The organism is uncultured Pseudophaeobacter sp., from assembly GCA_905479575.1.
Classification (GTDB): domain Bacteria; phylum Pseudomonadota; class Alphaproteobacteria; order Rhodobacterales; family Rhodobacteraceae; genus Pseudophaeobacter.
In genome coordinates this window covers 59,484-85,718 of the sequence record CAJQNB010000020.1, presented here as the reverse complement: position 1 = coordinate 85,718, position 26,235 = coordinate 59,484, and the positions used below count along the sequence as shown (strand labels likewise).

The following is a 26,235-nucleotide window of genomic DNA, read 5'->3' as shown; positions in this document are numbered from 1 at the left end:
ATGGAACTGAAAAACAAGATCTGCGTCGTCACCGGCGCCGCAAGCGGCATTGGCCGCGCCCTGTGTCAGGCCTTTGCCGCCGAGGGCGCGCGCCATGTGGTTTGCGTTGACATGAATGGCGAAGGGGCGGCGCAAACAGCCAAAGACATCGGCGGCCATGCCTTTACCGTCGATGTGTCCAATGAGGCGCAGATCAGCGCCATGATTGACAGGGTCGAACAAGACATCGGCCCGATAGATCTGTTCTTTTCCAACGCAGGCATTGCCGTGGGCGGGGGCATGGAAACCCCCAGCTGCGAATGGCAACGGTCCTGGGACATCAATGTGATGGCCCATGTCTGGGCCGCCCGCAAACTTGCGCCCCTGATGGCGTCCCGTGGCGGTGGATACCTGTTGAACACATCCTCTGCGGCGGGGCTGCTGAACCAGATTGGGTCGGCCTCTTACGGGGTGACCAAACATGCGGCCGTGGGGCTGGCGGAATGGATCGCGATAAGCCATGGCGATGACGGCATCAAAGTGTCTGTGTTGTGTCCGCAAGCAGTGCGCACCGAAATGACACGGGGCCACGAAGACCACGTTGCGGCGATCAATGGCATGATGGAGCCGGAACCCGTCGCGCAAATCTGCATCCAAGCCATTCGCGATGAGACCTTCCTGATCCTGCCCCATGCGGAGGTGGGGGACTATATGAAGAAAAAGACCGCTGATTATGACCGATGGATCGGCGGGATGCGTAAACTGAACCGCCGTTTTGCAGATCACGAGCTTTGAACGGATCCTGAAAACGACATAAGCTGTGTCTCTGGAAGGATTTGCACCTTCTAGGGCCAGTCTTGTAGGGTCAAGTTTCCAGGGTCAGGCTTCTAAGGTCAGGAACCGTCTGACAGGACCGTCAGAGCGGGCGTTAGTCAGGCTATGCAATATTCAGAAAAAACAGCGGGGCATTGGCGGGGATCCTGCCTATTTGGCGCCCCTTCCCGCCCCGCGAAAGATCACCACAGGTGGTGCCGTCGTATCGCCCAAGCAATCGGATTTTTTGCAGGCTGTTACGCCGCATTCCCGATCGCTTGGGGTATTGGGGGCTAGACCTCCAGCCACTCCTTGCGCACGTCCTCACGCGCTTTCAGCTCTGCGGGCGTGCCCTCAAACACCACCTGGCCATGGCCCATGACATAAACCCGGTGTGCGATGTCCATGGCAATCGACAGTTTTTGCTCAACCAACAGGGTTGAAATGCCCCGGTCCGCGATCTCTTTCAGAACGTCAGCGACCTTTTGCACCATCTGCGGCGAAAGACCTTCTGTCGGCTCATCAATCATCACAAAATCAGGATCCCCCATCAGCGTTCGGCACATTGTCAGCATCTGCTGTTCACCGCCCGACAACACCGACGCCTCGACATCAGCGCGTTCATTCAGGTTGGAGAACATGTCGAACATCATCTGCATCGACCAGCGACCACTGCCGTCCTTCTGACCAGGTTTCAATCCCAGCGTCAGGTTTTGGCGGGTGGTCAGTCCGGGAAATATATCCCGGTTTTCCGGTACATAGCCAATCCCCATGTTGGCAATTTCAAACGCTTTGCGGCCAGAAATCTCTTGGCCTTTGAATTTGACCGAGCCCTTGGGGGCCACTTCGCCCATGATTGCTTTGCAGGTGGTCGAGCGTCCAACCCCATTGCGGCCCAGCAGCGCCACGATCTCACCTTCCTGTACGTTCAGTGTGACGCCCTGAAGGATATGTGATTTGCCATAATAGGCGTGCATGTCAGTGACTTCTATCAATGTTCTGCCTCCAGAGCTGCACCAAGATAAGCTTCCTGCACTTTTGGATCTGCCCGCACGTCCGCTGGTTTTCCTGTTGCAATAATTTCTCCGTAGACAAGAACCGAAATGCGATCAGCGAGGCCAAACACAACCCCCATATCATGTTCAACCATGATCAGCGTTTTGCCCTCCGTCACCTTCATAATCAGATCTGTGATGTAGTCGGTTTCCGAATGGCTCATCCCGGCTGTTGGTTCATCCAACATGATGACATCGGCACCGCCAGCGATGGTAATACCGATTTCAAGCGCCCGCTGTTCAGCATAGCTCAGCGTGCCGGCGGGCAGATTGCGGCGCTCCAAAAGGTTGATCTGTTCAAGAATGGCATCCGCCCCTTCGGTCAGCTGACGCGAGCGGTTGACCAGATTCCAGAACGAATACTTGTACCCCTGCGCCCAAAGCAGGGCGCAACGGACGTTTTCAAACACCGTCATTGCCGGAAAGATATTGGTGATCTGAAATGACCGCGACAGGCCCATGCGATTGATCTGAAAAGGCTGCAACCCAAGCAGGTCTTGACCATGCAGCCTGACCGTGCCCGCAGTTGGCGCAAAGCGCGCTGTGATCAAATTGAACAGCGTAGATTTACCCGCCCCATTTGGCCCGATGATCGCATGGCGTTCCGCTTTGCCAATCGAAAGATCGATGCCGCGAATGATCTTAGCCTGGCCAAAACTTTTCTTCAGGCCCGAAAGCTCCAGTGCTGGTACGCTCATGACACATCTCCTGCCGAGTTGGCTTCGCTCCAGGCCTCTTTCAGCGCAGGTGAAGTCCGCTTTGCGATACCAATCCCAACCACAGTGACCGCGATAGCAATCAGCCATGGCATCAAGGTGTGGCTGTCAAAGGTTGTCCAGAACAACGTCATTTCATTGTCTCCCTGCGCGGCATGACGAACGTGAAAGGTCATTTCAACCAGGGCGCAAAGTCCCAGTATTCCGATGGCTGCGGGGAGCAGTGTTTTTATGTAGGGCCTGACCAACAGTCTGGCCTTTCCAAGCTTGAATGCCGGGACATGCATCATCAACAACCCGGCCAATCCCCCAGGGAAAAACATCACAGTCGCCAGGAAAAGCGAGCCTGCGTAAAACGCCCATAGCTCTGTCTGAAGGCTAAGAACCGTCTGGACCAGCGTGAATACAATCGCGCCGATGATCGGACCAAAGAAGAAGCCAACCCCACCCAAAAAGGTCACCAGAAGGATGATACCAGAGGAGGTTGTATTCAGGTTTTCCTCGGTCAGGATTTCATAGTTGATGGCAAACAGCCCGCCAGCAATACCGGCAAAAAAACCAGACGCCACAAAGCTGTAAAAGCGGACCCAACGGGCAGAATAGCCAAGGAACTCAGCACGTTCCGGGTTGTCACGCACCGCATTGGCCATGCGCCCGACCGGGGTACGAGACCAGAGATACATCAACGCAGCCGACAGCAGCACCCAAAAGGATGTCAGGTAATAGACATTGATCTGCTGCAAAAACTCGTTGCCAAAGAACGGCATCGCATAGGTACGATCGCCCGAGATGCCCTCTTCGCCGCCAAAAAACGCAACAATGATCACGGAGCTGGCGGCGATCAGCTCACCCACCCCCAAAGAGATCATTGCGAATACTGTACCGGCGCTGCGGGTCGAAAATGACCCAACTATCATCGCAAGCCCGGCGCCAAAAAGCCCACCAAAGACAGGCAGCACAGGCAGCGGAAAGCTCGCAAAGAAGTCAGAGGCATTCATGATATGCATGCAGGCAAATCCACCGACACCGGCATATACCGCATGTCCAAAGGACAGCATACCGCCCTGCCCGAGCAACATATTGTAGGCAAGCGCAAAAATCACCGTGATCCACATTTGGTTCATGATCGTCAGCGCGGAATTGGAGGTGAAAATATAGGGCATGATCATCAGCGCCACAGCCGCCAGGATCCAGGGCGCAAGAGTAAGTGTCATGGATCCTGCACGCATGCGCTGCATTGGTTTGCTAGGGTCTGTTGTCAATTCATCGGTCATGATTCACGCTTTCCGAAGAGGCCTGCAGGTCGGAAGATCAGGATCAAGACCATCAAGACATAGGGCAAAATATCTGCGATCTGAGGGCTGGTAACGGTCCACAGATCACGCAGGACGTGGTCGCTCAAATTTTCAGGGGTGGATATGCCAATGGCATTCAGCACGTCGGACATGGCAAGATTGTAGGACTTGGCAAAGGTGGTAATCCAACCGATCAGCAATGAGGCAACAAGTGCGCCCCAAAGCGACCCCAAGCCGCCAATCACGATGGTCACAAAAACGATGGATCCCAGAACAAAGGCCATACCGGGAAAGGTCCCCAGCACCGGCCCTGCAATCACACCTGCGACACCTGCCAGGGCTGTTCCCACGCCAAACACCCCCATAAAGATCAATGGCACGTTGTGACCCAAAGACTCGACCGTGCGGGGATAGCTCAGGGCGGCCTGAATGATCATGCCAACGCGTGTCTTGGTCAAAACAAACAGCAACCCAATAAAGATCGCGACAGAGATAAAGATCATAAAGATCTTATACGCCGGGATCGAGTTTCCAGCGATGGAAAAGGCCGTGAAATTAAGGACTTCGGGAATATTGTATGGCATCTGGTTTTTGCCCCAGACGAACTGCACCAATTCCTCGATCAAAAGCGCCAGACCGAATGTAAAAATCAATTCCGGCACATGGCCATATTGGTGGACACGCCGCAGACCGTATCTTTCAACCCCTGCGCCAAGAACGCCAACAATGAGCGGAGCAATAAGCAAACCCACCCAAAACCCTAGCGCAATACTGATTTGATAGGCAAAGTACGCGCCCAGCATATAAAAACTAGCGTGGGCAAAATTCAAAACACCCATCATAGAGAAAATGAGCGTCAGGCCAGCCGAAAGCATGAATAAAAGCAATCCGGTGACAAGCCCGTCGATTAAGTTGACGAGGATGAGTTCCATCGGTCCCCCAAAGGGTTGATATTGATCAGAGACAAAGGGCCCGCCCTGCAATTGCAGGGCGGGATGAAGTCGGCCTTAGGGGCGCTTCATTTTACAGGTTGTCGGGCTGTCCATGGACGCCATTTCAACCGTCGATTCTGTCACAATGCCAAAGCCGGAATTGTCATAATCGAATTCAACGTTGTCATTCGTGTGAACGCCAACATTCAGGTTTTGGATGACCTGGTGATCCTGTGGGCGCATGAACAATTTTGTGCCCCACATGGAATCGTATTCCATTCCTTCCAACTGGTTCGCCACCGCCACAACATCATCCGCGGTGCCTGCAGCCTCGATGGCGGTGGACAACATACCGATCACGTTAAAGATACGGCTCTGGTCGATGTTGCCATCCGGGTACTTTTCTTTGAACGCGTTGTAGGTTTCGCGCGCTTCCTCAGAGCCAATCGGGTTGATGTTACCCTGGGAAATCAACCGGATACGGCCTTTTGCAGTTTCCCCAAAGGCGGCAGTGATGCCGGAACCCGCTGCGTAGTAGGTATAGATGGGGCCATCATAGCCATTCTCGATCAGCGACTTACCCAGGCCCAGCATATCCGCACCCCAGTTGCCCGTGATGACGGCATCCGCCTCTGAGGCAATGATTTTGCGCGAATAGGGGGTGAAGTCCTTCACCTTGCCAATTGGATGCAGCTCATTGCCGACGATCTCAACATCAGGCCGTTTTTCGGTCAGATTGGCGACAGCTGCTGCGGCAACGGCTTTGCCGAAGGAATAGTCCTGGCCGATGATGTAGACGTTTTTCAGGCTTTCATCGGCGGACATGACATCTGTAAGCGCATCCATTTTGATGTCTGCATTGGCGTCAAAGCGGAAATGCCAGAAATTACATTTGTCGTTTGTCAAAGCGGGATCAACAGCCGCATAATTCAGGAAAAGAACCCGGCTATCAGGGTTGCGCCGGTTATGCTTTGCAATGGCTTCTGTCAGCGCATTGGCAACGCCGGAAGAGTTCCCCTGCACAATGTAGCGAATGCCTTGGTCAATCGCCACCTGCAGCTGGATCAGGGACTCTTTTGGGCTGATCTTGTTGTCAAAGGCAACAATTTCAAAATTGGTGCCCCCAAGAACGCCGCCCTGGTCGTTTACCATGTGCTGGGCCGCAAATTCAAACTGGTGCAATCCGTTAGTCCCCGTGCTCGCGAACGGGCCGGACAAAGGATCAATAAATGCAATTTTGACATTTTCAGCAAAGGCAGCGGATGCACCAACTACCAATGAAAGCGTTGAAACAACGCCAAGCTTAACCATTTTCTTCATGTTTTCCTCCCAAAAAACCAACTCGTCCCTCATCCACCCTGTGAGGTCCGCATCAATAGTCAGGCAAGACTTACACAGTGTCGGTTTAAGTCAAGATGCAGGGTTGCACGTTTCGCCTCTCCCAAAATTCTGGCAAATAGAAATCAGGCTGAAAAAACACCACTAATATCAAAGAACGACGTCGGGTAAATCACCGTTAGCTGCTGTTTTTTATGAAATTTTCCAAACCACCCCTGGCAACGCTAAAGGTGTAGGCAAGCAAAATATCAACATTTATGCGGCGTAAGTTACGCTCCGTATCTTCGAAAGTGCTTTGGCAAGATCAACTGATTCTGTCCGACATCTTTCCGCGAAACCGACCGCCCTAACGCAACCTTTGGTTGAGCTTCTGAATGCTGATCTGTCTCGCTGCCTGAATGAGCAAGGGCGCATGCACGGTTTCAAGCGCTTTGGGCTCCACAAGAAAAGAAGGGCCCCCAACATTCAGCCCATACACGCGGGCGCCATTCATCGAAAACACCGGAACCGCTATACCGTTAACGTCTTTGCGCCATTCACCATACCCGGTGCAAAACCCCTTAACTTCAAAAAACGATTTGGCTTGGGCATAGTGCAACCGCCCCTGCGCTTCGAGGTCTGGGTCCCTGCGGCCGGCCAACTCAAACGCGGCTTCGCGATCATCGTCCTGCTGGCCCACCAGAATGGCGCGCCCGATTGCCGAGGTAAACAGCGGCAAACGCACACCGACGTTGGCAACCAGCGCAACACGTTCGCGGGATCTCAGATATGAAATATACACGACGTCCAGCTGATGGAGTTCCCCCAACGCGACAGAAACATACGAGTTAGGTCCGTCGCGCAGCCGCTGCATCTCTTGTTGTGCGAGATCTTGAATATCAATCCCCGTCAAAACGCTGAACCCCAGGTTCAAGGCGCCAGCCCCAAGGCGATAGGTGCCGCTGGACGGATCGGCAACCAGATATCCCAACTCGCATAGTGTATAAGTTAACCTGGAAATCGTCGCCTTGGGCAAATTGGTCCGCTCAGAGAACTCGGCGTTTGTCAGAGTGATCTCGTCGTCGCGAAAACAGCTCAATAGCTCCAATCCACGCGCCAATGCGGTAACAAAATTTCGGTCTTTCTCCGTATCGCTGTTACCCATTTCACCCACCATCCACCCCTTTAGGTTACGCCATCGAGGCCACAGTCCGCAAGGAAAGCCCCTGCCCTTCAACGCCCGCGAAAGCTTGGACACATGTCCCAGCAGTTTTTGCTTCAAAACGTGCTGGGGGCTCCCTGCCACGGGGAAGAAACAAAACACAAGGCAGCAACCGCAGGTTCGCAGGCCCGGGCCATGGCAATTTCAGCCGACATCACAACGCTATAGTCGATGCCGCTCTTGGCCTTGGGCGGGATGTCGACAGCTCAAACACGCATACCGTTGGTCCAGCCTCGGCTATAGATCGCCCCCGGTTTCAAGCATCATCTCGCGGATCAGCGTCGCTTGAGGGTCGTATTGATGGTGATCTTTCCAAATCAGATATTCGGTCAAATCGGGCACTTCACGCGGCGGCGCAAGCGCGGTCAGATCATCCAGTTTTCCGAACTGTTTCAACAGTCTCTTGTGAATGGTCGCGATGTTGCGGGTGCCGGAAATATAGTAGGGCAACACCACAAAACTGGGTAACGAGGCGGCAATCCTGATGTCTATGTCTTCCTGTTTCAGCCAGTTTTCAAAATGGCTTTTGCCATCGCCGACAAAAAAGTTCGTGACCACATGCGGCGCATCCAGATAGCTTTGCAAGCTAAGGCCCGTCTGAGCCAAGGGATTGTCTTTACAGACCACGCATTGAAACCCGTCCTTAAACAGTGGGGCACGGTGCAACGTGTCGTCTATCCAAAAATCGGGCGCGACAAGGAAATCAACCTTGCCACGTTGGAAATTGCCCATCGCGTCCTCGCTAAAGGGGACCACCGCCAAAGACACCTTGGGGGCACAGATCGACAGACGCTTTGACAGCACCGACAAAAACACCATCGCCACATAGTCAGAGGCAATCACGGTGAATTGTCGTTCCAGCGTATGCAGCTCAGCGCTGGCCCGCATCCGCGACAGGCTGCGCAGGCGGTTGATCAGATCAGGCACCACATCAGCAATAGATTGGCCAAACGGGCTGTGGCGCATTTTTTGCCCGTCGTAATAGAACAGTTCGTCCTGAAAATGTGCCCGTGCACGGTTCAGCGCACTGCTCACCGCAGATTGGGTCAGATTCAGCTCAGCCGCCGCTGCAGTCACGCTTTGCGTCCGCGACAGGGCGTCGATGGCCACCAGCAGGTTCAGGTCCAGTTTCTCAAGATGCATAGGTATTCATAGAATGAATGACCACTACCATCAACATTAACTTCCTTACTTGCCCCTCATCGGCCTAATCTCGCGATACCATCGCCGTCAGCGCCTTTGCTTGGGCCTGGGCGGCTGCAAATAAATGTTTGGGAGGACAATTATGAAGTTTCTGAAAACCAGCGCGATCGTTCTTTGTCTGTTGTCGTCAACAGCTGCGGTTGCCGACAGTTATAACGTCACCATCGCTGCGGGCCATCCGCCGGTTTTCCGCTGGGTCAAAATGTTTCCCGAAGCCTTCATTCCCACAGCCAATGAAAAACTAGCAGCCCTTGGGCATAGCGTCTCTTTCTCAGAGCAATATGGCGGCGCAATTGCCGGTGTGGGTGAAGAGCTGGAAACCGTCGAGGCAGGGCTGTCAGAACTCGGCGCCTGCTCAAGCCTGTTTGATCCGGGCAAACTGGCCGTTCAGAACGTCACCTATTACACTCCGTTTGTGTCCGATGACGTCCAACTGGTGAGCGAAACGCTGCACAATCTGCACCTGAGCGACCCGCGCATGCAGCAGGCCTATACCGACAATGGTGTTGTCTACCTTGGGGCGCCAACGGCGATTGATGACTATGTGCTGATGACGAATTTTCCCGTCACCTCGCTAGCGGATCTGGAAGGGCGCAAGATTGCAGCCCCCGGCGCCTCGATTAACTGGCTGGCCGGAACCGGCGCTGTGGGGGTGCAGGGCAACCTGACCACCTACTACAACGAGCTGCAAACTGGCGTCTATGACGGTGTGCTGGTCTTCGCCTCTGCGGCCTTCCCCGGTAAACTGTTCGAGGTTGCTCCCAACATCACCAAAGTGGGTCTTGGGGCGCAGTTTGCAGGGTCGATCTGCGCCAACAAAGACTGGTGGGATGGCCTGCCCGAAGATGTGCAAGAGGCCTTTCGCGCCGCCGCTGACGCGGCCGCAAGCTGGTATATCGAAGATCTCGAGAACTTTGTCACCATCGCCTACAAGGGAATGGAAGCCGGCGGCGCAACCATAAGTGACGCCAGCAACGAGATGCGCGCACAGTGGGCTGCCGGCATGGAGAATGCGGCCAAAGTCTGGGCGGAAGGGCTGGATGCACAGGGCAAAGACGCCTCGGGGGTGCTGACCACCTATATGGACCAGATGCGGGCCGGTGGTGCTACGCCACTGCGTGACTGGGACAAAGAATAAATGTCAGTCGCCTCTCTCCCCCTGCGCGCGCTCAATATCGCGACGCAGGGGGCCAATATTCTTGGGACACTGCTGATTGTTGGGCTGGTGGTTATCATTTGCACCGATGTGCTGGGGCGGAATCTGTTTGACGCCCCGCTGTCCGGCGTGCCCGAAATGATATCACTGTCGATCGTGGCAATTGTATTCCTGCAGGTGCCGCAAGCGCTCAGGGCTGGTCGGCTCACCCGCTCGGACGGGCTGATCGACAGCCTGCACCGCAGCAGACCGCGCCTGGCGTCAGGGATGGAGCTCCTCTTTGACCTGCTTGGGTGTCTCGTGGTTTCGGCAATTATCTATGCCCATTGGCCAATCCTGATAAAGTCGATCACCCGCAATGAATTTGTCGGGGCAGTTGGCAATTTTACCATGCCCACATGGCCCGCAAAACTGATGATCCTGATCGGAGCCACCCTGCTGGCGCTGCAATTTATAGCCCGCATCATCCAGCGGTTGAAAAAGGGCATATCCAATGACAGATTTTGCCATCGGTATCCTGAGCCTGTTTTTCATGGGCGGGCTGGTTCTGGGCGGGCTTTATGTCCCCATCGCACTGATCCTGTGCTCCTTTGTCGGTGTTTGGGCGATCAAAGGCACGCCTTTGCTGGCGGCCAAGATGCTGGGCCTTGCAGCAAACGATGCGATCTCCAGCTACTTTTTCGGCGTCGTGCCGGTGTTTGTTCTGATGGGGTTTCTCGTGTCAGAAAGCGGCATGGGGCGCGATGCCTTTGACGTTGCCAATGCCATGTTCAAACGCATCAAAGGCGGGCTTGGCATCGGCACCATCGCCGCCAATACCATCTTTGCAGCAATCACCGGCATTTCCATCGCTTCTGCTGCCGTGTTCACCAAAATCGCGGTGCCGGAACTGCGGCGGCACGGCTACACCACCCGGTTTTCCGTCGGCGTGGTCGCGGGGAGTTCGGTGTTGGGAATGTTGATCCCGCCCTCGCTGTTGATGATCCTCTATGGGCTGCTCACCGAGCAATCTATCGGTGATCTGTTCCTTGCTAGTCTGGGGCCGGGGCTGCTGTTGGCCGGCTTGTTTGCCGCAGGCACAATCCTGATGGCCTATTTTGCCCCCGGGTTCATCGGCAAAAACCTCAGTGCGGACAGTGACCATATGCCCGCCTCCGAGGTTCTTGCCAAAGGGATGCCCATCGCCCTGTTGATCAGCCTCGTTCTGGGCGGGCTGTATGGCGGCATGTTCACCCCCGTCGAAGCAGGCGCTGTGGGCGTCGCGGGGGCGCTTATCATTGGTGTTGCAAAACGCCGCCTGTCCCTTGATGCCCTGTGGCGGGTGCTGGTGGAAACGGGGCTGATTACCGCCGCCATCTCCTTTCTGATCATTGCGGCACAAATGTATTCCCGCATGCTGGCCTTCTCGGGCGTGCCGCGCACCTTTGGCACCATGGTGGCCACCGCCGAGATCAGCCTGCTGGCGATCATCTTGCTCTATGTGGTGGTGGTGATCCTGTTTGGAATGATCCTCGACAGCGGATCAATCATGTTGATCCTTGTACCGCTGATGCTGCCAGTGATGGTGAGCATGAATGTGGATCTGGTCTGGTTCGGGGTGATCACCGTGATCGCAGTCGAGATCGGGCTGCTGACGCCGCCCTTTGGCATATCGGTCTATGTGATCAAATCCAGCCTCAATGACCCCAATATCAGCCTCAAGGACATCTTCATCGGCGCCGCCCCTTTTGCAGCGATGATGCTGATCTGCCTCGCGCTTGTCATCGCCTTTCCCATCATCGCAACCGGCCTGTTAGGGCGCTAAATTTTACCGGAGACCTTTATGAAACTCATCGACCTGTCGCGGCCTTTGGAAAACACCGACTATGCCGACCCCCCCGGATTGGGGCCAAAGATCAATTACATCGGCCACAATGACTCGGCCGACCAGGTGCTCCAGTTCTTTCCCGGGGTAAACCGCGATCAACTGCCGGGCGGCGAGGGCTGGGCCGTGGAAGAGGTCACCCTCAGCACCCACAATGGCACCCATCTGGACGCGCCCTATCACTTTCACTCGACCATGGACCAGGGCGCGCGGGCGATCACCATCGACGAGATCCCGCTGGACTGGTGCATGGGTCCTGGGGTCAAACTGGATTTTCGCCATTTTGCCAACGGCTATGTGGCCACGGCTGCGGATGTGGCGGCAGAGCTGAGCCGCATTGGCCACCAGCTAAGCCCCGGCGATATTGTGCTGGTGAATACCTCAGCCGCAGAGGCCTATGGCACGCCGGCCTATGTGGGCACCGGCTGCGGCATGGGGCGTGAAGCCACGGTTTATCTCACCAGTCGTGGCGTGCGGGTGACTGGCACCGACGCCTGGAGCTGGGACGCACCCTTTACCGAAACGGCCAAGAAAGTGGCCGAAACCGGTGACGCCTCGCTGATCTGGGAGGGGCACCGCGCGGGCATGGTTCACGGCTATTGTCACATGGAAAAGATGGCCGCCCTGGACACGCTGCCTGCCACCGGGTTTGACGTCATCTGCTTTCCCGTAAAGGTCAAAGGCGCCAGCGCCGGATGGTGCCGCCCCGTGGCCACCATCAAAGACTAGCCAGGCTCGCACAGCGTCACGGCCCCCATGTTGGCACCCCGCCCCCTAGGGGTTAGCGCGCCGCCGACAGCTATCTTACGACTGGTATCAAACAACTGGCGGGCATCTACCGCTGCCCCTGCACGGCGCTGCGCCCAGGCGCGACCGGCGTGCAGGCCCGCACCAAAAACAATCATAAACGGCGCAACAGTGGGCCACATGGGCTCACGCCGCCCCCGACCCCAAGAGGATATGACCGCATGAAATTTGTCACCCTTGCCGATGGCAGCCCAGATGGGCGCCTTCATATTGTATCGCAGGACGGCAGACGTGCCATTGCTGCCGACACAGCACGCACCTTGCAACAGGCGCTTGAAACCTGGGCGGACAATGCCAGCCAGTGGCGCACCCAATACGCCGCACTTGAGGCGGGCAGCCTTGCTGGCGCGATTGATCTTGACCCGGCAGAAGCCCTGTCGCCTCTGCCGCGCGCCTGGCAGTGGCTCGACGGGTCCGCCTTTGAAACACATGCGTTTTTGATCCAGAAAGCATGGGGCCACCCCGAAGTCGGCCTCAACGAGCGCCCGCTGATGTATCAGGGCATGTCGGACCGCTTTTTGGCGCCAACTGCCGCCGCGCTGTTTCCGTCAGCCGATGATGGCATTGATTTTGAGGGCGAATACGGCGTCATTCTGGACGCTGTGCCCATGGGCACCAAAGCCAAGGACGCGGCACAATACATCCGTCTGATCGTGTTGATCAACGACTGGAGCCTGCGGGCCATCGGCCCCACAGAAATGGCCACCGGCTTTGGCTGGCTGCACTGCAAACCCGCCTGCGCCATGGCGCCTTTTGCGGTGACCCCGGATGAATTGGGCGATGCCTGGCGCGATTGCCGGGTCTGTCTGCCTTTGCAGGTCGAGCGCAACGGCGTCGCCTTTGGCCGCACAAACGGCGATGAAATGAAGTTTGGTTTTGACGAATTGATCGCCCATGCCGCCTATTCCCGCGACCTGCCCGCAGGCACGATCATCGGGTCGGGAACTGTGTCAAACAAGGACTATGAAAGCGTCGGGTCAAGCTGCATCGCTGAGAAACGGGCCATCGAAGCCATCGCCCAGGGCGCGGGAAACACGCCCTTTATGCAACACGGCGACACGGTGGTGATGCGGGTGGAGATGGGTAGCGGTGACAGTTTGTTTGGCGAGATCGCGCAATCAGTGCAGATCGTCACCTAAGCGACGGGCCTACCAAACGGGCCTACCAGACAGGCCTACCAGTGGGGCCTACCAGTGGGGCAAGATTGGCCTTCTTGCCCCCATTCAACAGACGCGTTTCCTGCACAAAAGCGCATCGTTGCAAAAATCAGTTAGCCCAAAGCGCCTCCTCCCCCTTGGGGAGGGGGCGTTTCTTTCAGGCTGAGGGCCAGACATGCCCAAAACGCTGTGACGCCTGAGACCGGCGCGGCAGCATGATCCACAGGGGGTTGCATTTAACGCGGCTCAGATCACGATCACCGCGCCTTTGGTCTCTTTCACCGTTTTCAGACGCAGGCCTATGCTATTTAAAACCGGATACAGCTCCGCAAATACGCTCAATTTGGCTACGGCCAGTACATCAATTTTCCCGTGAAAATGGGAAGACACAGGTTATGCCCCCAAAACAAAGCAGGTCCAAACGGGGTAAGATTGATCAGGGGCGCAATGACGCATCTATTGAAGTTTCTTAAAGAACCTGCCGCATATAGTCTGCGAAGCAAAATGGTTCCCCGGATCTGAATGGACAAATATGATCACCCCCAAGTTTCTCGATGATCGGACACGACTGCAATCTATTGCCAAGTTACGCATAGATTTTCGTGACCATTTTCCGGAAATTCAGGGTCTTTGTGACCTGGCCGCACAGGTCGCAGGGACCGAAGCAGCTCTTATCTCTATCGTGGGGGAACGCGAACAGGTCTTCCTGGCAAAGACCGGAGTGGGGCCCATGCGCAAAATCACACGCCAGGACTCCATGTCTGTGCATGCGGTCAACAGCGGCTCCACATTGGTCGTGCCAGACGCATGCCAGGATGAACGGTTCGCTGAAAATCCATTCGTATTGGGGCCTCCCTACATCCGATCTTATGTGGGGGTTCTTCTGGAGACCGAACCGGGCCTTCCTATTGGGACAGTCTGTGCGATGGGACAGGACCCCAACAGCTTTTCGCCCAAAGTTATCTCTGATCTGGAAAAGATCAGCGCAGCAGTAACAGCGCTGTTGAAAGCACATCGTGACAAACAAACACTTGCAGAAACCGTTTCCAAAAATACCCGGATCGCGTTTTGGTCGGGCATCTTGGAGGAGAGCCCGGAGGAGATCTATGTCATAGATCCCAACACCTGGAAATTTGTTCTGGGCAACCGGGCTGCACGGAAAAACACCGGGTATTCGATGAACCGTCTGACCCATATGACACCGCTGGAGCTTAATCCGCTGCTCACTGCAGAACGCTTTGAAAAGACCGTTCAAACCCTGATGAACAGCAAGCAGACCTACGGGAAAACGAACACCCAGTTGCAGCGGGCAGACGGGTCAAGGTATCCGGTGGACATCACTTTGCATAAAGTGTTCAACGCCTCGCCGATGATTGTGGCCTATGTGCAGGATACAACAGAACGCGCCGCCGCCGAAATCGCAGCCCAGGACGCCCATGCCAGATTGCAGGCGGCGATCGAAGCCCTGACCGATGGCTTTGTGTACTTCGACGCCGACGAACGCTTGGTTCTCTCCAACAGCCGCTATGTCGAGATGTTCTCGAAACAAACCGCCCCTTTGGTAAAGCCAGGCGCAGACTTTGCCGCTATTTTACGTCAGGCCGCATCTGAGGGGTTTTACGCCGGAACCGAAGGACGTGAAGAAGAGTTTGTGCAAGAGCGCTTGCAGGCCTTTCGCAACCCTTCGGGATCCAATCTCGTCACCTTACAAGACGGGCGCGCCTTTCGGGTCTTTGAACAGCGCACCCCGGACGGTGGCTGTGTCGGGCTGCGGGTGGATGTCACGGAGCTCAATCAGGCGCGGGCGCAGGCAGAGGCCGCCAATGCGGCCAAGTCGGCATTCCTGGCCAATATGAGCCATGAAATCCGAACGCCCATGAACGGCATACTCGGGCTGATACAGATGATATCGCAAACCGAACTCGATTCCAGCCAGCGCGAAATGGTTGAAGCTGTGCATGGCTCTGCCGAAGGGTTGCTGAGTATTCTCAATGACATCCTGGATCTGGCGCGTATCGAATCCGGCAAGGAAACCTATGACGCAGCCCCCTTCACCCCCGCGAAGGTGTTGCGGGACGTAGCACGTATTCACCAAATCGTTGCCCAGCAGAAAGGGCTCGAGCTGCAGCTAGACCTGTCACCCGCGCTGGACGGGCAATGGATCGGTGATGCACGACGCATTGGCCAGGTGCTGCATAACCTGTGTGGAAACGCACTGAAATTCACCACCCAGGGGCGCGTCACCCTGTCGGGGCAAGTGACGGCGCAGGGCGGTATTCGCTTAGGCATCAGTGACACGGGGATCGGCATGACGCCGGAGCAGCTGCGGCGGGTAAGCAACAAGTTCGAGCAGGCGGACAACTCCATTACCCGCACCTTTGGCGGAACCGGGCTGGGACTGGCGATCGTCTCTGAGCTGGTCAGGAAAATGGGCGGTGACTTTCACATGGACTCCCAGCACGGCCTGGGCACCAAAGCGCAAGTCATCTTGCCGTTGGCCCCTATCCTGCAGACCAAAGACCGCGATAATACAGACCGCAATACAACAGGCGCTGATGCCACAGAACAGACCTGCACGCCGGAGGCGCCCCTGCGTATTCTGGTGGCAGAAGACAACGCCACCAACCGTCTCATCCTGCGCAAGATGCTGTCAAAGCTGAACCACACCCTGATCATGTGCTCTGACGGGCAGGAGGCCGTGGAAGCCTGGCGCGACCACGCGGCGGAGTGTCTGTTGTTTGATATCTCGATGCCAAACATGAGCGGCTTAGAAGCCCTTGCAGCGATCCGACGCCAGGTATCACAAACAAACGCGCCCATGCCCCCCGCAATAGCCTGTACTGCCAATGCCTTGCCCGACCAGATTGACGGGCTTTTCGCGGCGGGTTTTGATGAGGTGTTGACCAAACCGATCCGATTTCAAGACCTGTCAGCCTGCCTGGCACGTCTACGGGCAAAGATGCCGCCCCAGCACGCCCCGCTGATCCTACAGCACCCCGACTAAGCCATTGGCCCATATGGAGCTTTGATTGGCCATGTGGACCTTGGGCTGCTCCAGGCGCTATAAAGATGAAACAGGGTGTTGTTGTTCTCCCCCCGCAGTTGAAACCCGTCAATTCTATTCAATAGAGATTGCAGCAAAATGGAGCCCGACCGCCCATGTCAACGTGAAGAGGTCCGGCAAAACCGGACAGCCTGCTAAGATCTATACAAACTTAAAGACATCCCCGCGCGACCTGGGGGTGTGTACCTGGTAGCGATCATGGACACGGACCAAAGGATCGCAGTTCACGGGGGCCGCATGGGCCTCCACTCTGGCTCTGCCCCCCTGTCAGTCTGCGTTCAAAAGACGCTCAGGACTGGGCCAGAGACTCCTCGACCCAGGCAACCAGATCGTCAAGCGCACTGCCCCCCTGAACCGCCATCCCGTCAGAGAAGGCCTTGAAGGCTTCGACATTCATGCGATTGACGCCCGACACCACAACCAGCCCCTGGGCCAGAGCCTCTCCGATGACCGGGCGCATGCCACGGCCGTCGGCTTCGTGTTTGCCGAATTTATTGACGATCAAAACCTGTGGGCGGGGCTCTGCCTGCAGGCTGCTGCTCACCTGCCCCACCGCCTGCTCCAGCGCCTCTGGGTTCAGCCGGCACCCACGGGCGCCAGCGCCCAGGGATTGCGAGATACGAATGGTCTCGCCATCGGGCAACACCCGCACATCCATGTCACACAGGGCGTCATCGCTGCATTCGGTATTGGTTTGTACAATCCCCGCCAGCGCAATGCCTTTGGCGTGCAACGCCTCTGCCAGGCTGCTCAGCAGCCGGTCGGTGCCGCCACGGGTTTCGGTCATGACATAGGCCAGATGCATCAAATGCCCTCTCATCAGTGGTTTGGAATTTCGCCTCAAGTGCTATCCGCAATTTGTCCCTGACGCCAGCGCGGTTTTCCCGCGCCCCAATTCAGGGCGCGGGAAACGCTGTTAAAGGCCCAGCGCCCTTTTGCGTTCTTCGGCAAAGCCCTGAACGATGCGGTCGGCAATCAAGGCCAGAATGGCCATGGCCGCCCCGGCTGATATGCCCAGCCCCACATCCGCCTGCCCCAGCGCCAGATAGATCGACTGGCCCAGGCCGGTGGTGCCGATCAGCGCCGCGATCACCAGCATGGCAAAGGCATAGAGGATGGTCTGGTTCAGCCCCAGCAGGATGGTTGGCGCCGCATAGGGCGCCCGCACATCCCGCATCATCTGCCAGCGCGTCGCCCCCGAGGCGGTGGCCGCCTCGATCATCTCGTCCGGCGTCGCGATCAGCCCCTGCCGGGTGTAGCGGATCATCGGCACCACCGCATAGGCGATGATCGCCAGAAAGGCCGAGAATTCACCAATCTGGAACACCATCAGCACCGGGATCAGGAAGACAAACAGCGGGATGGTCTGCAACATGTCACAAATCGGCCGCACCAGCCGCCAGGCCATGGGAGAAACCGCGCTGAGCAAGCCGAGACCGCCGCCCAGCACCGCGCAGGCAAACACCGCTGCCCCCGACAGATAGAGCGACAACAAGGCGCGCTCCCACAGGCCCGAGAGCAGAATAGTGGCAAGCAAGATCACCGACAGCAGCGCCAGACGCGCCCCCCCGGCCACCCAGGACAACGCACCAACACCGATGATGACAAAGGGCCAGGGCAGTTGTGACACGCCCGTTTCCAGAATTCCGGCAGCAATCAGCAGCACAAGCCCAAGGGTCACCTGACCGCGCAGCGCCAACAGCCCACCCAAAACAGCCGCGCCAGCATAGAACCAGAGACTCATCGCTGCGGTCCACTGAAAGCCCCAGGTAAAGGGCAGGATCGCCTGATCCAAACCAATGCGCAGCGGCAGCAGCACATAGAACATGATGCCGTTTTTGAAACTGGTCAGCGCCTCTGCATTGGAGCGGGTGACATCGGTCAGCCAGCTGTCCAGCCCATCGGCCACCGGGTCCAGCAGCTGATAGCTGTCGGGGTCGCCAATACGGCTCCAGAACAGCAGGGTGGCAATCACGCCCAGCGCCAGAATACCGAGGGACACACGGCCATCCCAAAGCTGGCGCCGCTCCTGCGCCAGTGTGCCGCTCATCCGGTCGATTAGGATGGCAAACACCACAATGACCGATCCCGCCAGCATCGCCGGGCCAAACTGTGCCTTGCGCATGGTCAGCAGAACTTCCCAGCCGATGTCATTAAAGCCGCCGATGACGGCGGCGATGATCACCATCGACAGGGCCGCCATCAGACATTGGTTGACCCCCACCATGATCTGCACCTTGGCGGCTGGGATCTCGACCTGAAACAGCTGCTGCATCCGGGTGCCACCGGCCATGACGGCAGCCTCTTTCACCTCAGATTCAACCCGTTGCAACCCCAAGAGCACATTGCGCGCCATCGGCGGCGCCGCATAGATCGCCGAGGCAATGAGCCCCACAACAGGGCCAAAGCCAAACAGCACCAATAGCGGCGTCAGATAGGCAAAGGTCGGCACCGTCTGCATGACATCCAGCAAGGCCTGAACCGGTTCGCGAAAGCGGGGAAACTCATTGGCCAGAATGCCAATGCCCGCCCCCACCAGCAGGGCCAAAGGCACCGACACTGCAACCAGTGCCAGGGTATTCATCCCCTGCACCCAATAGCCAGAGGCCACCACCAGGCCCAACCCGATCGCCGCCATTGACGCCATCTTGATACCGCCCAGACGCCAGCCCAGGGCCACAGTGGCCGCGATCAGCAGCGGCCAGGGCACCACTGCCAGAACATAGTTGGTGGCCGCCATGGGATAGGCCATCAAGGCAGAAAACATCCGCGCGGCGGGTTTCAGATAGGTCAGCGTCCCCTTGACGCCGGTGCCCACGCCTTCGGTGGCGGGGAGCACCCAGTCTTTGGGAAAGGTTGTCACCCCAGGCATCAGCCCTTCGAGCAGCAGACAGAGCGCCCCGGCACTCACCGCAATCAGCGCCGCCAGACTGCCCGCGCTCAGGTTTCCAATTCTGAGGCGGCTCATTGGTCGGTTTCCACCTGCAACGCCGCCGCCAGATCCGCCGGGTTGATGACCCCAACCAGGGTGCCATCTTTGTCCCGCACCGGCACCGGGTCATACAGATCCATGCAGCGCGCCAGTGCCGCATCCAGCGTCATATCCCGGCGCAGCCCCGGATCATCCGCACCATAGCTGTTGCCCTCGGGGCTTTGCATCACCGAGCCCACTCTGGCATGGCGCCCCCTGGCCACGTCTTTGGAGAATTCGCGCACATAATCATCCACCGGGTTCAAAACGATATCCGCCGGAGTACCGATCTGCACGATCTTGCCATCGCGCATAATGGCGATGCGGTCCGCCAGTTTCAGCGCCTCGTTGATGTCATGGGTGATAAAGACAATGGTGGTCTTCAGCTTTTCCTGAATATCCAGGAACTCATCCTGCAGCTGGCGACGGATCAGCGGATCCAGCGCCGAAAAGGGCTCATCCAGGAACCAGACCGAACAATCCGCCACCAGAGAGCGGGCAATGCCAACCCGTTGGCGTTGACCACCGGACAGCTCTCGCGGGAAACGGTCTTCGCGCCCCTCAAGCCCCACCAGATTGATCACCTCTTGGGCCTTGGCGCGCCGTTGCTTGCGCTTCACCCCCTGCACCTTCAGCGGATAGGCCACATTGTCGATCACGGTCATATGGGGGAACAGGCCAAAGTGCTGAAACACCATGCCCAGGGTTTTGCGGCGCAGCTCGATCAAACGCGCCTTGCTGGCCGAAACGATATCTTCGCCTTCAATCCGGATCTCCCCGTGTGAGCCCGGCAGCAGCTGCGAAATACAGCGGATCAAAGTGGACTTGCCAGAGCCAGACAGGCCCATAATGACAAAAAGCTCGCCCTCTTTGACGTCAAAATTGGCATCCTGCACCGCAGGCACCAGCCCCTGGGCGCGCAGCGCCGCAGAGACCTCATCCGCAGTTGAGTGCTGTGACAGCGCCCGTTTCAAGGCGCTGTCTGCATTGACACCAAAGACCTGCCAGACGTTCTGGCAGGAAATGGCGGGCGTATCAGAGCCAGCCGCAGCTGTCTCGCGGGCTGTCTCGATCACCGTCTTGCTCACTTGATTGCGGCGTCGACGACGGGGCGCCAGCTGGCTTCATTGGCTTCCATCCAGGCGGCGACCACCTCTTTGACCTTGCCACCGTCCACATCGATAGCGCCCATCATCGGCTGCTGGTCGGCTACGTTGAGGGTGTAGTTGGACAGGATCTCATAGGCTGCGGGCCAGGTTTCCGCCGTACCGGACCAGGCCGCCTTGAAGATGCGCGAAGGCGCAAAGTCACAGTCGTTGATCGCATTGGGGTTTGGACCCCAGGCCGGATCGGTAAAGCAGGCCTCTTCGCCTGCGGGCAGATCGACAAATTTTACGTCATAGGCCGACATCGCCCAATGGGGTTGCCAAAAGGTGACCAGCAGCGGCGTCTTGCGCTCGGTCGAGGCGCGCAGCTCGGCGATCAAGGCGCCTTCAGACCCTGCGGGAACCGCTTTGAATGGCAGTTCAAGCCCGGTCATGCGGTCGGCACCAGGGGTGCCCCAATCAGCGGGGTAATCCACCAAACGACCTGCTGGCAGGGTCTCAGCCGTGGCAAACAGCGGCGCGCAGGCCTTCAGGGCTTCCCAGGCTGGCAGACCGGGGCAGAGCTCGGCCACATGAGCGGGGTAGGCGATACCTTCCTTCGCCGCCAGCTCCAGATCGCCCAGCTCAACAACTGTGCCCTCAGAAATCTTGATGGCATATTCATCGGAGACATTGGAGGACCAGATTTCCAGCGTGGCGTGGATTTCCCCATCAGCAATCGCTTGGAACTGGTTCAACATGCCAGCGGTGACATATTCCACTTTATAGCCGGCCGCTTTCAGCATCTCGCCAGCGATATGGGTGGTGACATGCTGGCCGGTCCATTCGTTGATCGCCAGTTTGATGGGCTGATCCACGGCGCCCAGCTCTGCCGCGTTGGCGGTGCCTGCAACCAGTGCTGCAGCGCCAAGAAGGCATGCAAATGTTGTCTTTTTCATTGTTCACTTCCCTGTTGTATGCCTTGCCATTCCAATTGGTCGGCAAGGTGATTATGGTAGACCAGAACAGTCCAATACGGCCCCAGAACCCCTGATGCGCCACACCTAAAGGCACGGGCCAAAGGTACAGCTGCCAGTCACAGCCGCCAGTCTTGGCCCAAGTGTGACCGGGTATGCCACAAGTATTTGAACGCTTTACGACCATTTGTCGAGGTTTTGCGGCACATTTCGGGTAAAACCTTGATCCGCCATTCAAGTTTCGAAATGAAAAAGCCATTTTATGGCGCAGCGTGACACATGATTCCCCAAGCTGTCTTGCCCCTGCGCGACTCGCGGCGGTGCTAAAACCTCACCACCGCTTACTGTCTCACAGCTGCCGCGCCAGGTGCAGCATCCCTGCGGTGATCTGGCTCAGCTGCTCGGGCGTGGTCACAAAGGGCGGCATGGTATAGATATTCTTGCCAAAGGGGCGCAGGAAAACCCCCATCTCATGGGCCAGCCCATGGGCCGCATCCGCCGAGACCACATGAGCCATCTCGATCACACCAATGGCCCCCAGCACCCGCACATCGCGCACCTTTGGCAGGGCGCGGGCGGGTTCCAGCTCTTGTGTCAGCTGGTCAGAGATCGCGGCCACCCGGGCGCGCCAGTCCTGCCCCGTCAACACATCCAACGCCGCCTTTGCCGCAGCGCAGGCCAACGGGTTGGCCATATAGGTCGGCCCATGCATAAAGATACCAGGCGAGCCACCGCCAATGCCCAGCGCCACCCGGTCATTGGTCATGGTGCAGGCAAAAGAGATATGGCCCCCTGTCAGCCCCTTGCCAAGGCAGATGATATCCGGCTCCACCGCGCAGAAATCGGTGGCAAACATCTCGCCGGTGCGGCCAAACCCGGTGGCAATCTCATCAAAGATCAGCAGGATGCCCAGCTCATCACAAAGGCTGCGCGCCTGATTGAGGTACTCAGGATGGTAGAAATACATCCCCCCAGTGCCCTGCACCACGGGTTCCAGGATAAACCCGGCAATCTTGTCCGCCCCGGCCTCCAGCAGTTGGCGCAGTGCGGCGATGCCGTTTCGCGCCGGGTCTTCCACCCAGTCCTGACCCAGGGTGATGGGCGGGCGGGCCACAAAATGCTGCACGCTCAGCGCGCCCTGAAACAGATGGTGCATGCCGGTGTCCGGGTCACAGACGCTCATCGCTTTCCAGGTGTCGCCGTGATAGCCCGAGCGCACCGTGGCGAACTGACTGCGGCCCTCAAACCCCTGAGCGTGCTGGTATTGCACCGCCATTTTCATTGCCACCTCAACCGAGACGGATCCAGAGTCGCAATAAAAGATCCGGGTCAGGCTGTCTGGGGTGATCTGCAGCAGCTTGCGGCCCAGGTCGATGGCCGGATCATGGGTCAGCCCGCCAAACATCACATGGGGCAACCGGTCCAGCTGTTCATGGATCGCGGAGGTGATCGCCGGGTGGCGGTGACCATGCATCATGCACCACCAGGACGACATGGCGTCAATCAGCCGGGTGCCATCCTCCAGGGTGATATGCACCCCCTCACCCTCTTTCACCACAAAGGTGGGACCGGGTTTGGCAACATTGGTATAGGGGTGCCACAGATGCTGCTGGTCAAACTCCAGCTGGCTCAGCTCAGCAGTACTCATGGCAGTTCTCCTCCGGTCAGGGCCGCGCGGATCAGGTCCAGTTTGATGTGCCTGGCAAAGGTCTCGGCCAAGACCGAGGGCTGTGCCCCCAGATCCGGCTGTGCCCCCAGATCCGTGATCATCGGCAGCCGCCCCAGATGAGCCACCGCGCCAAATTGGACGATGCTCTCCTCCACCTCCGGTTCGGCATCGCCAATGAAAGCCACCCCAATCACGGTGCAACCCGCGTCCCGCAGCGCCTTGAGCGACAGGAGCGTGTGATTGATGGTGCCCAATTGCGTGCGCGCGCACAGGATCACCGGCGCGCGCCAGCGGGCAAAGAGATCCAGATAAAGCAAATCGCGGTTCAGCGGCACCATCACCCCGCCCGCGCCCTCGACCACCAGCGGGCCATCCAGCTGCGGCAGCGCCAGGTGAGCCGGGTCGATCTCAACCCCTTCGGCCTCAGCTGACAGATGCGGCGAGGCGGGCAGTTGCAGGCGATAGCCCTCAGCCAGGACTGTGCCAGCAGACAGGCGCGCGACGAACTCGCTGTCGGTTTCCTCTTCCAGGCCCGACTGCACCGGTTTCCAATAACTGGCCTGCAGCGCCTGAACCAAGCCGGCGGAGAAAACAGTTTTGCCAATGCCAGTGTCCGTTCCGGTCACCACCAGTGTCTGGTTCACAGCGCTCATGCCACCTGCTCCAGACCCGCTGGCTGTTGCTGCAAACGCGCAAGCTCTGGCGCCAGTCTTTCGAATAGCTCGGTGATAATGCCTTTGGTCAGGGTGCCGGTCAGCGAGATCCGCAGCCGCGAAGTGCCCTTGGGCACTGTCGGCGGGCGAATGCCACGCACGTCAAAGCCCTGCCCCTGCAAGCGCTCGGCCAGCGCCATGGTCCGCCTGTCATCGCCAATCACCACCGGCAGGATCTGGCTTTGAAAACCGGTGATGCCGCAGAGCCGCGCCGCCTCGCTGTGGGCATGGGTGATATGGTCCCAGGCCCGGTTGCGCCGCTCAGGGTTCTGCGCCAGATCACGCAGCGCCACCCGCACCAGGGCTGCATTCAGCGGCGAAGGCGCGGTGGCAAAGATAAAGCCGCGCCCACGATTGATCAGGAAATCAATCAGCACCTGGGCGCCGCAGATCAAGGCACCGGAAACGCCCAGGCCCTTGCCGCAGGTGTGCAGTGTCAGCACAGCAGGGTTCTGGGCATAGTCATGCGCCAGCCCGCGCCCCAGATCGCCAAACAGCCCGGTTGCATGGGCCTCATCCACCACCAGAACCGCCGCCTCGCGCGTGGCCAAAGCGGCAAATTCCGCCAGCGGTGCCAGAGTGCCCTCCATGGAATAGACCGACTCGATGGCGATCCAGACCTGACCGGCGCCACCTGCCGCGCGCCACTGGGCGATCTGCGCCGCCGCATCGCTAGGGTCATTGTGGCTGAATTTGCGCGTCTCCGCGCGCCCCAGCCGCATGCCATCATGGGTGCTGGCATGGATCAGCGCATCATACAGCACCAGGTCGCCGCGCTGCGGCAGGGTGGAAAAAATCGCCTGATTGGCATTAAAACCGCCGCCCATGAACAGCGCCGCCTCACTGCCAAAAAACGCCGCCGCCTCGGCCTCGAGCAGGGCGTGCTCATCAGCATTGCCGCGCAACAGCCGCGAGCCACCGGCGCCAACCGGCACCCCCCGCTCCAAAGCCTCCAGCGCCGCTGTTTTTAGGGTCTGGCTTTGTGCCAGCCCAAGGTAGTCGTTGGAGGAAAAGTCATGCCCGGCGCGGGGGACCAGGCGGCGAAACCGCCCCTGGTCGCGCAGCTCCTGCAGCCCGGCGGCATGTCGCGGAAAACCCTGGCTCATGCCGAGACCACTTCGCCATTTTCGGCGGCGCTGACCGCGCATGTTTTGCTCTGGTTTTCGCTATGGCTGCCGTCGCAACCCACGCCCATGGCGGTGATGCCCAGACGATCAAACAGCATCTGGTCTTTGTCCTCTTCGGGGTTGTCAGCGGTCAGCAGGGTGTCGCCCACAAAGATCGAATTGGCCCCGGCAAAGAAACACATGGCCTGCAGCTCATCCGACATGTCACTGCGCCCGGCGGAGAGGCGCACGTGGGATTTTGGCATCAGGATCCGGGCCAGGGCGATGGTGCGGACAAACTCAATCGGGTCCAGCTTGGCCACATCGGCCAGCGGCGTGTCTGGCATCGGGATCAGCATGTTGACCGGCACCGAATCCGGGTGTTCCTCCAGCGTGGCCAGTGCCAGGATCATGTCGATACGGTCCATCTGTTGCTCGCCCATGCCAACAATGCCACCGGCGCAGACCTTCATGCCCGCCTCGCGCACCCGGTTCAGGGTGTCGATCCGGTCGGCAAAGGTGCGGGTGGTGATGATCTCGGAATAGTAGCGTTCCGAGGTGTCGATATTGTGGTTGTAATAGTCCAGACCTGCGTCGCGCAGGCGAAAGACCTGACTGTCATCCAGCATGCCCAGGGTCATGCAGGTTTCCATCCCCAGATCCTTGACCCCCTCGATCATCGCCTCAAGCGCGGCCATGTCGCGATCCTTGGGCGAACGCCAGGCCGCCCCCATGCAATAGCGCGTGGCGCCGCCTGCCTTGGCCTTGCGCGCCTCGGCCAGAACCCGTTCCACCTCGATCAGCTTGCTGGCCGACAGCTTGGCGCCGTTGCGGGCCGACTGCGAACAATAGGCGCAATCCTCGGCGCAGCCGCCGGTTTTGATGCTCAGCAGTTTGGATTTCTGCACCTGATTGGGATCATAGTGCTGACGGTGCACCGACTGCGCCTCAAACAACAGATCCATGAAGGGCTTGTTGTAGATCTCTTCCGCCTCGGCGCGGGTCCAGTCGTTTCGAATAGGGGCAGCGTCCAGCATGGGCTCTCCTGAGGGTCACAGTGTTGCGTTTGAGCGGCCCTGAGGCGCGCTGTATTTTTATAGATAATAATCGCTAGAGCGCAAAGAAAATATGTTG

Annotated in this window: 21 protein-coding genes and 1 pseudogene; 7 read left to right on the top strand and 15 right to left on the bottom strand. The window is 58.1% G+C overall.

The window, feature by feature from the left end:
• Positions 1–774, top strand: coding sequence for an SDR family oxidoreductase (locus QZ268_RS07855; protein WP_295450578.1), 774 nt, complete (start codon positions 1–3; stop codon positions 772–774).
• A gap of 311 nt (positions 775–1,085) precedes the next feature.
• On the opposite strand, the gene QZ268_RS07850 is transcribed toward QZ268_RS07855, so the two are convergent.
• The 7 genes from QZ268_RS07850 to QZ268_RS07820 form a co-directional block, all read right to left on the bottom strand.
• On the bottom strand, positions 1,086–1,769 hold the full coding sequence (locus QZ268_RS07850) for an ABC transporter ATP-binding protein (RefSeq protein ID WP_349376698.1): 684 nt from the start codon (positions 1,767–1,769) through the stop codon (positions 1,086–1,088).
• A gap of 14 nt (positions 1,770–1,783) precedes the next feature.
• A complete protein-coding gene (locus QZ268_RS07845) occupies positions 1,784–2,545 on the bottom strand; it encodes an ABC transporter ATP-binding protein (protein ID WP_295450571.1) in 762 nt (253 codons plus the stop codon).
• Complete coding sequence (locus QZ268_RS07840; RefSeq protein WP_295450568.1) at positions 2,542–3,777, bottom strand: branched-chain amino acid ABC transporter permease; 1,236 nt, start codon at positions 3,775–3,777, stop codon at positions 2,542–2,544. Before QZ268_RS07840 ends, QZ268_RS07845 begins: the two co-directional genes overlap by 4 nt.
• A gap of 56 nt (positions 3,778–3,833) precedes the next feature.
• Complete coding sequence (locus QZ268_RS07835) at positions 3,834–4,790, bottom strand: branched-chain amino acid ABC transporter permease (RefSeq protein WP_295450565.1); 957 nt, start codon at positions 4,788–4,790, stop codon at positions 3,834–3,836.
• 75 nt (positions 4,791–4,865) lie between these two features.
• Positions 4,866–6,110, bottom strand: a complete 1,245-nt coding sequence (locus QZ268_RS07830; RefSeq protein WP_295450562.1) for a branched-chain amino acid ABC transporter substrate-binding protein — start codon at positions 6,108–6,110, stop codon at positions 4,866–4,868.
• Between the two features lie 364 nt (positions 6,111–6,474).
• Positions 6,475–7,389, bottom strand: coding sequence for an IclR family transcriptional regulator (locus QZ268_RS07825; RefSeq protein ID WP_365321692.1), 915 nt, complete (start codon positions 7,387–7,389; stop codon positions 6,475–6,477).
• Between the two features lie 177 nt (positions 7,390–7,566).
• Positions 7,567–8,472: a LysR family transcriptional regulator gene (locus QZ268_RS07820; RefSeq protein WP_295450559.1), complete on the bottom strand. Its 906-nt coding sequence runs from the start codon at positions 8,470–8,472 to the stop codon at positions 7,567–7,569.
• 142 nt (positions 8,473–8,614) lie between these two features.
• On the opposite strand from QZ268_RS07820, the gene QZ268_RS07815 reads away from it, so the two are divergent.
• The 6 genes and pseudogenes from QZ268_RS07815 (at position 8,615) to QZ268_RS07790 (ending at position 16,520) form a co-directional block, all read left to right on the top strand.
• Positions 8,615–9,670 carry a C4-dicarboxylate TRAP transporter substrate-binding protein gene (locus tag QZ268_RS07815; protein ID WP_295450556.1) on the top strand — a complete coding sequence of 352 codons (1,056 nt, stop codon included), beginning with the start codon at positions 8,615–8,617 and terminating at the stop codon, positions 9,668–9,670.
• Positions 9,671–10,108: pseudogene (locus QZ268_RS20175) on the top strand (TRAP transporter small permease subunit); the annotation flags it as partial. It lies immediately after the preceding gene.
• A gap of 73 nt (positions 10,109–10,181) precedes the next feature.
• Complete coding sequence (locus QZ268_RS07805) at positions 10,182–11,492, top strand: TRAP transporter large permease (RefSeq protein WP_295450551.1); 1,311 nt, start codon at positions 10,182–10,184, stop codon at positions 11,490–11,492.
• A gap of 18 nt (positions 11,493–11,510) precedes the next feature.
• Positions 11,511–12,281 carry a cyclase family protein gene (locus QZ268_RS07800; RefSeq protein WP_295450549.1) on the top strand — a complete coding sequence of 257 codons (771 nt, stop codon included), beginning with the start codon at positions 11,511–11,513 and terminating at the stop codon, positions 12,279–12,281.
• Between the two features lie 239 nt (positions 12,282–12,520).
• On the top strand, positions 12,521–13,498 hold the full coding sequence (locus tag QZ268_RS07795) for a fumarylacetoacetate hydrolase family protein (protein ID WP_295450548.1): 978 nt from the start codon (positions 12,521–12,523) through the stop codon (positions 13,496–13,498).
• A gap of 550 nt (positions 13,499–14,048) precedes the next feature.
• A complete protein-coding gene (locus QZ268_RS07790) occupies positions 14,049–16,520 on the top strand; it encodes an ATP-binding protein (protein ID WP_295450546.1) in 2,472 nt (823 codons plus the stop codon).
• 349 nt (positions 16,521–16,869) lie between these two features.
• Here QZ268_RS07790 and QZ268_RS07785 read toward each other — a convergent pair whose 3' ends face one another.
• The 8 genes from QZ268_RS07785 to bioB form a co-directional block, all read right to left on the bottom strand.
• Positions 16,870–17,385: a DUF2478 domain-containing protein gene (locus QZ268_RS07785; RefSeq protein ID WP_295450544.1), complete on the bottom strand. Its 516-nt coding sequence runs from the start codon at positions 17,383–17,385 to the stop codon at positions 16,870–16,872.
• Between the two features lie 111 nt (positions 17,386–17,496).
• Complete coding sequence (locus tag QZ268_RS07780) at positions 17,497–19,548, bottom strand: ABC transporter permease subunit (RefSeq protein ID WP_295450542.1); 2,052 nt, start codon at positions 19,546–19,548, stop codon at positions 17,497–17,499.
• Positions 19,545–20,627, bottom strand: a complete 1,083-nt coding sequence (locus tag QZ268_RS07775; protein ID WP_295450540.1) for a betaine/proline/choline family ABC transporter ATP-binding protein — start codon at positions 20,625–20,627, stop codon at positions 19,545–19,547. The genes QZ268_RS07780 and QZ268_RS07775 overlap by 4 nt, the downstream gene beginning before the upstream one ends.
• An 8-nt stretch (positions 20,628–20,635) precedes the next feature.
• Complete coding sequence (locus QZ268_RS07770) at positions 20,636–21,595, bottom strand: ABC transporter substrate-binding protein (protein ID WP_295450537.1); 960 nt, start codon at positions 21,593–21,595, stop codon at positions 20,636–20,638.
• A 367-nt stretch (positions 21,596–21,962) separates the two neighbouring features.
• Complete coding sequence (gene bioA, locus QZ268_RS07765; protein WP_295450535.1) at positions 21,963–23,261, bottom strand: adenosylmethionine--8-amino-7-oxononanoate transaminase; 1,299 nt, start codon at positions 23,259–23,261, stop codon at positions 21,963–21,965.
• Positions 23,258–23,935, bottom strand: a complete 678-nt coding sequence (bioD, locus tag QZ268_RS07760; protein ID WP_295450533.1) for a dethiobiotin synthase — start codon at positions 23,933–23,935, stop codon at positions 23,258–23,260. Before bioD ends, bioA begins: the two co-directional genes overlap by 4 nt.
• A complete protein-coding gene (locus QZ268_RS07755) occupies positions 23,932–25,101 on the bottom strand; it encodes an 8-amino-7-oxononanoate synthase (RefSeq protein WP_295450531.1) in 1,170 nt (389 codons plus the stop codon). Before QZ268_RS07755 ends, bioD begins: the two co-directional genes overlap by 4 nt.
• Positions 25,098–26,138, bottom strand: coding sequence for a biotin synthase BioB (bioB, locus tag QZ268_RS07750; RefSeq protein WP_295450529.1), 1,041 nt, complete (start codon positions 26,136–26,138; stop codon positions 25,098–25,100). The genes QZ268_RS07755 and bioB overlap by 4 nt, the downstream gene beginning before the upstream one ends.
• Positions 26,139–26,235: the final 97 nt, after the last annotated feature.